Here is an 8,472-nt window from a genome sequence, read left to right as displayed (position 1 = left end):
GTATTTTAATAAAGATTACATGAATTATTACTAAAATGAATTTGACAATTAATCTCAAAATAATTACTATTAATGTATTGTTTATAATTTATATATATATGGTGATATTATGAATCCACATGCTCATATGAAAGGACAATCAGGGGTATGTATGGCTAGACATACCGTATTTGACGGTATTGATTTGCTATTCCTTGATGTAAAGCGTGAAACGATTCAATTTTTCGCCCAATCTCATACAAAGACCTTTGCAATTAATCATTGTGAAGAGGGACGTATTGAATGCAAATTCGCATCTGGAGAATACTTGTATATGGGGCCAGGGGATATGTCGTTAGGGTGGCATATTAGGTCCGATTATCAACATGAAAATTACTTCCCTACAAAATCGTTTAAAGGGATAGTGCTATTAGTAGATGTAGAACGAGCTCAGCATGTATTAGATACCCTTGTAGCAGATACACAGATTGATTTGGCTGCCATAGCCAATCGATTTTGTGAAAATACAGACTTTGGTATGATGATGGAGGAAACCGAGTCGGTTCGCCAAATTTTTTCCAGTTTATATAATGTACCAGATCCTATTAGAGCTCATTATTTTAAGCTCAAGATTGTAGAAATATTTTTATTATTATCTGTAATCTCTACAGACTCCTATGAAAAACGAGGGAGTTACCGAAAGCAACAGGTAGATATTGTAAAAGCAGTAAGTAAATATTTGTCTAAGAATTTTGTCAAACGCATTACCATTGATGATTTATCTCGTGACTTTGATGTCCCTGCATCAACCTTAAAGCGTTGCTTTAAAGGTGTATATGGTGTGACGATTCATCAGTTCATCAAAGAATGTCGCCTTAATGAGGCAAAACGTTTACTGCAAGAAACGGATGAATCCATCTTACAAATTGCCAATGCCGTAGGCTATGAAAATGGTAGTAAATTTACAAGTACCTTTAAGGACTTTGTCGGTATGACACCGAGTGATTATCGTAGAGTATAATTACATATTGTTTAACTATATCTAATAAAAGTATCAAAATCGTATAATTTTGGTCTTTTCGGAGTAGATATGCATAATACACTTTGCTAACATATTAAATGTAAATGATTTTCAATTCACCAGTGTTAGCAGAGTGTATTTTTTATTGCTAATTGTAATGATGCATATAGTTGAGTGAGATTATAAGAGGAGGCAACAATGAATCGATGGGAACGTACAAAACGCTATTTAGTCCTATCTAGTGCAGTTGCATTATGGCTAAATGCACCTCTCGTCGTTATGGCGGATAATGCAGCCGTTACGACAGATGTAGTTCATGTACAAGGCACATGGGCTCAAGAAGAAGCAAAGTTAAATCCACAGCAAGTGCAAATCATTACCAAAAAAGAGATTGAGAAGAAGCAGGCGAAGTCCGTCGAAGATATTATATTTACCCAAACGGGTGTTTCTAGAACCGTTGATGCCATGGGGCGCGTCGGTGTATCCATTCGCGGTGCAGAGGCTCGTCATACATTGATTCTTGTGGACGGGCAACCAGTACTTGGTGATTTTGATAAGTACTCTGGTGCCGCTGATGAAGTTCAACGGCTAGGTGCCGAAAATGTAGAACGCATTGAGGTTATTCAAGGTGCAGCCAGTGCTAAGTACGGCTCAGATGCCGTGGGTGGTGTCGTTAATATCATCACTAAGAAAGCACTAAAAAAACCAACATTACAAGTGAATGCCGAAGGAATGCGTCGTAAGAGTGATGGCGATTTATTCCCATTCCAAAACTTTTATATCCGAGCTGATTCAGGGCAGATGGGTAAATTAAAGGTTGGCTTATCTGGTAGTAAACGCGATTTAATGCCTGTCCTTGCATCGGTTAAACGCCGTGCATCAGGTATGGGCTTTGATTATGCAAAGCATAATTTTAAACCCAATGTACTACGCTATTTCGGCGATGCTTCAGATATAGGCCTTGTGGCGACCTATGAAGCGAATAAGAATAATAAATTTGAAATGCGTTCAAACCGATATACGGAAGACCTTGTGCGGGATATTAAGCATTCCGATTCCGATTTAGAGCCACAACAACATTTCAAACGGACTGCAGGTCGTAATACGATTAATCTTTCATGGAATGCCAAAGCCGGTAAAAGCGATTGGACCGTAGAAACAAACTATTCTCGTATCAAAGAGGATGACGTAGCGCTTATCAATTATACGGGACGATCCTCTTATGAAGGCTCTAATGAGTTACGGTATATCGATAATATAGACCATCGTCAACTAGATGTTCGCCTCAATGCGAATACGCAGCTTAATAATAAGCATCGTCTTAGTTATGGTGTTAGCTATGCTCGTGAAGAAGGTTCTGGTAGCCGATTAAAGAGTTCCCCTAATACAAGTACCATGTATATTGATCCATGGAACTATGATAAGAGCTTACTCGTCGATAAGCTTGACCGTCTCGTGAGACGCAAAGGGGATAACAGTGTTAAGGTATACTCACATATTCATGATTATAAATTTATAAACTCCAGTAATGGTATGCCACAATGGGACATGGATTATGAATATTATGGTGCTGAAACAAATGCTCAGAAGCCGGGAGTTACATATGATGATTACGTAAATTATGGTTTGTCTGAAGGTGCTATTAGTTCTTGGTCTAGCACCTCTCCTAATAATCAACCTATATCCGATGATTTTAGAAATCGTTATAATGCATTAAAATCTCGATTAGAAGCAGAAAATCCAGATATGGCTAATACTCGTTCTAATATCGTAGGCGACTACTTTAAATATGGCGAGTCTAGTGATCCTGAAATGCGTAAAAAAGCGCCTAAATTAAATGGTAAGGCCTTCTTAGAAGAGTATCGTAATCGCGACCAACGATTGACAACTGGTCAAGGTACGATTCGCAAGATGAATGCTTATATCTCTGATACGTGGCAAGTGAATAAAAATATTACATTTGTTCCTATTATTCGACTAGATAATAGCAGTTTGTTTGGTTCCAATTTATCAGCTTCCATGGGGATGACCTATAATGTGAAAGGCAATCCTCATCGTCGGTTTAAGGCTAATGTCGGCACTGGTTATACTGAGCCTGGTATGGGCGAATTGTGGTATAACTGGGAAATGTATGCATCTAATCCGGTAGGTATTGGTGTTGCAAAACTCGGTTGGTATTGGGCTGGTAATCCAAATTTAAAACCTGAAAAATCGCTCAACATTGATATGAGTTTAGAGGGGGAAAATAAAAACACCTATGCTCGTGTTGGTGTATTCCATAACCGCATCAAAAACTATATGTCGGTTTATTTCACTGGTGAATTCCAAGATTTTGCACCATATTTGAAAGGTGACGCAAAATATCAACGCGCTCCGGATATGATTTATAGCTTTAAGAATATCGGTATGGCTGAAATCACAGGTCTTCAAGCAGAGGTTCAACAAAAATTCGGCAAATATTGGTCCGGTAAATTAGGATATACCTATTTACATGCTATTAATAAGAGCGACCCAACTATGCCTCGTCAATTATTGGATAAACCGGTACATAAGGTAGATATTGGTGTCACCTATGACAATCCAAAAACTGGTTGGAATGGATCCATTTGGGGTGATTATTATATCAATATGCTGGATAGTAATACTTTAAATAATGGTGGTAACTACTGGCCAGATATTTTATCCGGTGATGCAGGCGTATACAAACAGCAAGTTTATCAAAAGAAAACATTTGGCATTTGGAACTTAATGGTTCAAAAACGATTTAATAAGAATGCCATGATGTACTTTGGTATTAACAATATCTTTAATCATCGCGATGATGACAGAGCAACGCAAGAACGTGTATATCGTATCGGCGTTAATCTCAAGTTTGGCGGTGGTGATTCCAAAACTACGCCAATCGGAAAAGATGGTAATAAAGCTGCCAATGCAACTAATAGCGTAGCGAATGGCGCATCAGGTAATGAAGCGGGCGTACAAAATATATCCGAAGTTGTTAAATTAACTGACTTTATTCGTCCTGATTTTGATACAACAAAGGAACGTGGTATTGAGTTTATTGGCGATTATCGCGCACGTTGGATGTCTCATGATGGTACAAATCGTCCGCAATCCCCATTCCGTTCTAATTCAGCAATCGGTTCTGCGAAAGTGAATATGTACGATTCTAATCGTCATAGTTTTGAACAACGCATTCGACTTGGTTTTGATGCTCGCATTAATCCGTTTACCAATCTCTCAGTTATCGGTAGTATGACTGGTATGAGCGGCATCGATACAAGTTGGACTAAATCTGAGTCGAAAGGATTTAACCATCAACGCCTTGATACTGTTGATCTTACTAGACGTGTTAAAAAATGGGATATATCCGTAGGACGCTTGAATGAACCTATGGGGGCAAGTGGTTACTGGTTCGGTCAGTCCTATGATGGGGCTCGTGCCGTATGGACCGGTAATGATACACAAGTTCGCGTTGGTGTAGGTAGCTTTAAACATAGCACTGGCATAAGTGATTCTGCGTATACTCATGTGGTACATGAAGTGATTAGTAGACCCCCAACAGCAGCAGAGTTAATTGGTATTAACCGTGATGATTATCCATATGATATCAATAGTGCTACAAAAACTGGTTCTGATGGTGAAAGCAAATCCACTGAGGATGCACCAGCACCAGATAGCCCAACAGGTATTTATGAATCTACCTATAAAGGTAAGACAGATAGCATCTACTTCTATCAACAGCTAAAAGGATTACAAGATGAATATGATGCGTATAAAGCTACGTTGAATCTAAGTTGGAGCAATCCGAATCGCGATCAAGAGCTTGAAAAGGCTAATGCAAAGCTCGTAGAAACACAACAAAAACAAGCTCAAGTGATGAGCCGCTTACAAGATATTCTTACAAAGGCATACCCTACAGATATGGCTGAGAAGAAATTCTCATTATCTATTCCATCTGGCGGCTATGCAATGTACGAAATCACGAATAAGAATACAGGGGAGAAATTATATAAAACAGGTGAGATAATGTACAATGTTACATCCACCTTATATCCTGAAGACTTAAAAGATAAGGCCAAAGCACTCATAGTGTCTACAGATAATAAAGAAGCTCTATTAAATCCACAAGATTATATTGCTAAGCATAGTGATGATATTAATAAATCCATTGCAGAAATTGCTAAATATAATGCCGCAGATAACTGGTCTAATTATAAGAATAGCGAATTAGATACTGTTTGGGTTAAACAACCAGATGGAACTTTTAAACAATCCTATGATTACTATGGACAACCATCTAGCAATTATGAATTCACTGGTTATTTAGGCGCTAAAACGTATAAATATGATAACGGTAAATATGTATTTACTGATTATGATGCTACAGATGGTATTTATAAGAAGAACTTCACATTATCATCGGGGGATTATGGAGAAGGTGATTCTGATTATGGTTGGGGCATGACACCAGCAATGTACAACTATTTATATAATCTTGAAAAAGTTGTACACGACGCAGAGTCTGAAAATAAATTGCCACGTGAAGCAATTGGTAAAATCATCGGTAATATTATCCAAACAGAAGGTGTAGTTCTTGAAAAAGATACAATTCCACCTATCGAAACGGCAGCGTTTGTTCAAGTGAAGAAACAAATTGGAGATCGTCTTGGCTTACAAGCATGGTACTTACGCTCCTTTAATGGTAGTAAACGTACATTCTTAAATGCTAATGGCAATGGTAATGATGAACAAAGCTTCTCCAATATAGCTAATGTATTTGGCATTGGCGCTAAATATCAAATCGGTGAAAGTGCAGTACTTACTGTAGATTATGGTCAAAATAGATCGAAATTTGGCCGCTACATGAATGGTAATACTGTATATGACCATGAACGTGGAACCGCAGACTTTGCTGTGAAAGGTCACCAAATGGGCGGTACACCTCATTTCTGGATGGCTCGCCTCGATATTGGTCGTGCGGATATCGATGTTCCAAAATCTTGGAACGCATTCATCGATTATAAATACTTCGCTCATGGCTCATTCCTAGGTGGTAATGGTACCGGTGCTGTACCTGATCGTTACCTCGATGGTATTCGCAGCTTTACATTCGGTGCTGGCTATGTACCACGCAAGGATCTACTCCTTGAAGCATTCTATACATTTGATGCGAAGGGCACAAATAAACGAGATACTTTATATGGTAATGAAAGCTTTAAGTTAGGCGATTATGCAAGAATTCAAGGAACGTACAGGTTCTAATGTGCAGTCTATAAATAGACAGAAAGGTTTATTAGTATGGAAAATCTAAATTATGTCATTCACTTGTTTCATAGTGGCGGGTATGTAATGTATCCATTATTATTCTTGTCTCTTATGGTCATTGCTATTGCCGTAGAACGCACTTTCTACTATCGTAAATATGCAGGGAAAACCTATATAGTAACTCATGCAGTTAATGAGTATGCAAAATTACAAAAATGGGATGAAATTGAAAAGGTAATCAAAGAAAACCCATCCATCGCTAGCCGTATTGCTGAAGCTGGTTTGAAAAATGGTGCTACTGAAGAAGGCATGAAAACGGCATTCTCTGATCAAATGGGCGTAGATGCAGTAGGTTTTAGAAAATATATGGATTACTTAAGTGCAACCGTTACAATTTCCCCATTGTTAGGCCTACTTGGTACTGTAACAGGTATGATTGGTTCCTTTAGTATCCTCGATGCTGGTGCTGGTGCATCTGCCATTACCGGTGGTGTAGGGGAAGCCCTTATCGCAACGGCGACTGGCTTATGTGTAGCCATTATGGCCTTTATTGTGTATACATTCTTTAGCCATCGTTTGGACTCTATTATTAACCAAATTGAAAACATGTGTGTTAACATCATTACCGCAAAACGAGAAGGGTGGAAATAACTATGAATTTACAAAGTTTTCGTATGAAATCCAAGCCTGAATTCATGATTATCCCTATGATTGATATCATATTCTTCTTATTGGTGTTCTTCATGATGAATAGCTTACAAACAATTGCCCAAAAGGCTTTGTCTGTACAGTTGCCACAGGCTACAACCGCATCTGCACCAGCTCAATTACCGGTGGTGCTTACATTAGATGCAGAAGGTCATATAACGATTGATAATGTCCCAATGAGCATTGATGCAGCAGAAGCAATGGTAAAAGAACGAATTGCACAAAATCCGAATGCTAGCGTTATATTGCAAGCCGATAAACGTGCTATTCATGGTCAAGTAGTAGCAATTATGGACATGCTTAAACAAGCTGGTGTTAAACGCTTAGCTATTGCAGCTGAACAGAAAGGATAACTATGGGATTAGGCATATCATGGAAAAAAGCAGCCATAATATCCGCCGTAGTTCATCTAATTATTCTCTTTATTGCCGTCATCTTTTTCGTAGTTGTGCCTGCTATTCAGGAGCAGGAAACCTATGAAGTCGATCTCACCCAAAGTGTGCTCGATGATGGTGGTAGTGGTCATTCTGGTGGTGGTGGCGGTGATAGGTCATCTCTATTCCCAAAACCATTGTCTGCAGATGAAGTAGCGGCTAGAACAAAGGCTGTTGTAGCAAATGTAGAACCATCTACAGCAACGGATATTCCTGATGCTGTGGATGTTCCAAGTAAGGGTAGTGAAAATACATCAAATGTTTCTGGTGAAAGTGGCGGCGCCGGTAATGGTCCAGGCCATGGTGGTGGCGAAGGCGGCGGACAAGGTACTGGTACAGGACGTGGCACTGGTGAAGGCACTGGTTCAGGTGAAGGTACTGGTTCAGGTAAAGGTTCTGGTGGGGGTCATGGTAGAGAACATGTGGCTTTTGATACTGATGGATTTTATAATGCTGTAAATAATCAAAAAGTAATTCCTCAACAATATATTCGTCAACATAGAGAAGTCCATGAAACCATCTACGTATATGTACGTATTGATACAGATGGTAATGCTGCTGAAGCACCATATGTCACATCTGGTGATGATTCATTGTTAAGAGAAGAAGCTATAGCTGCCGTAAACCGTGCATTACCATATCAAAATCAAACAGGGGATGTACAACCAGTAACTGTTCCTGTACGATTTGATTTATCAGAAGGTACAGATGATGATTAATTTTATATAAGTATAAGGAGATGAACATGAGTACAATTATTTTATATTCCTCACTCACAGGGAATACAAAAAGCGTAGCGGAGGCAATGGCCTCTGTTATGCCTGAAGGTACACCTTGTGTACCGGTAAAAGAGGCACCGGCCAATCTAGGGGATTACGATACTGTATTTTTAGGTTTCTGGGTGGATCGTGGCACAGCTAATAAAGAAGCGACTAAGTTGATTGAAACCCTTACCAATAAACATATAGTATTCTTTGCTACACTGGGCATGTATGCCGATTCTGATCATGCTCGTGAAAGTATTGAAAAGGCATCTGCCTTATTGCCTAATAAAGAATCTCT

6 protein-coding genes are annotated in these 8,472 nt (G+C 39.0%); all 6 read left to right on the top strand.

The window, feature by feature from the left end:
- The first annotated feature begins 109 nt into the window (after window positions 1–109).
- Window positions 110–1,000 (top strand): helix-turn-helix transcriptional regulator, encoded by an 891-nt coding sequence (locus RYP29_RS07520; protein WP_399553315.1) that lies wholly within the window; start codon window positions 110–112, stop codon window positions 998–1,000.
- 198 nt (window positions 1,001–1,198) lie between these two features.
- Complete coding sequence (locus RYP29_RS07515) at window positions 1,199–6,265, top strand: TonB-dependent receptor domain-containing protein (protein WP_311532884.1); 5,067 nt, start codon at window positions 1,199–1,201, stop codon at window positions 6,263–6,265.
- 36 nt (window positions 6,266–6,301) lie between these two features.
- Window positions 6,302–6,919: a MotA/TolQ/ExbB proton channel family protein gene (locus RYP29_RS07510; protein ID WP_005382865.1), complete on the top strand. Its 618-nt coding sequence runs from the start codon at window positions 6,302–6,304 to the stop codon at window positions 6,917–6,919.
- Between the two features lie 2 nt (window positions 6,920–6,921).
- Window positions 6,922–7,329 (top strand): biopolymer transporter ExbD, encoded by a 408-nt coding sequence (locus RYP29_RS07505; RefSeq protein ID WP_311532882.1) that lies wholly within the window; start codon window positions 6,922–6,924, stop codon window positions 7,327–7,329.
- Between the two features lie 2 nt (window positions 7,330–7,331).
- Window positions 7,332–8,129, top strand: a complete 798-nt coding sequence (locus RYP29_RS07500) for an energy transducer TonB (protein WP_311532880.1) — start codon at window positions 7,332–7,334, stop codon at window positions 8,127–8,129.
- A gap of 26 nt (window positions 8,130–8,155) precedes the next feature.
- Window positions 8,156–8,472 (top strand): flavodoxin family protein (locus RYP29_RS07495; RefSeq protein ID WP_311532878.1); only part of this gene is annotated, 317 nt, incomplete at its 3' end.

It is taken from the genome of uncultured Veillonella sp., from assembly GCF_963534045.1.
In the GTDB taxonomy this organism is placed as follows: Bacteria; Bacillota; Negativicutes; order Veillonellales; family Veillonellaceae; genus Veillonella.
Note: the sequence above shows the minus strand (reverse complement) of the source record. Positions and strands in the feature narration are given on the sequence as shown.

Excerpts from the sequence above, each read along its gene's own strand:
- RYP29_RS07510 (WP_005382865.1), top strand. The coding sequence starts at position 6,302 with ATGGAAAATCTAAATTATGTCATTCACTTGTTTCATAGTGGCGGGTAT.
- RYP29_RS07500 (WP_311532880.1), top strand. The coding sequence starts at position 7,332 with ATGGGATTAGGCATATCATGGAAAAAAGCAGCCATAATATCCGCCGTA.
- RYP29_RS07505 (WP_311532882.1), top strand. The coding sequence starts at position 6,922 with ATGAATTTACAAAGTTTTCGTATGAAATCCAAGCCTGAATTCATGATT.
- RYP29_RS07520 (WP_399553315.1), top strand. The coding sequence starts at position 110 with ATGAATCCACATGCTCATATGAAAGGACAATCAGGGGTATGTATGGCT.
- RYP29_RS07515 (WP_311532884.1), top strand. The coding sequence starts at position 1,199 with ATGAATCGATGGGAACGTACAAAACGCTATTTAGTCCTATCTAGTGCA.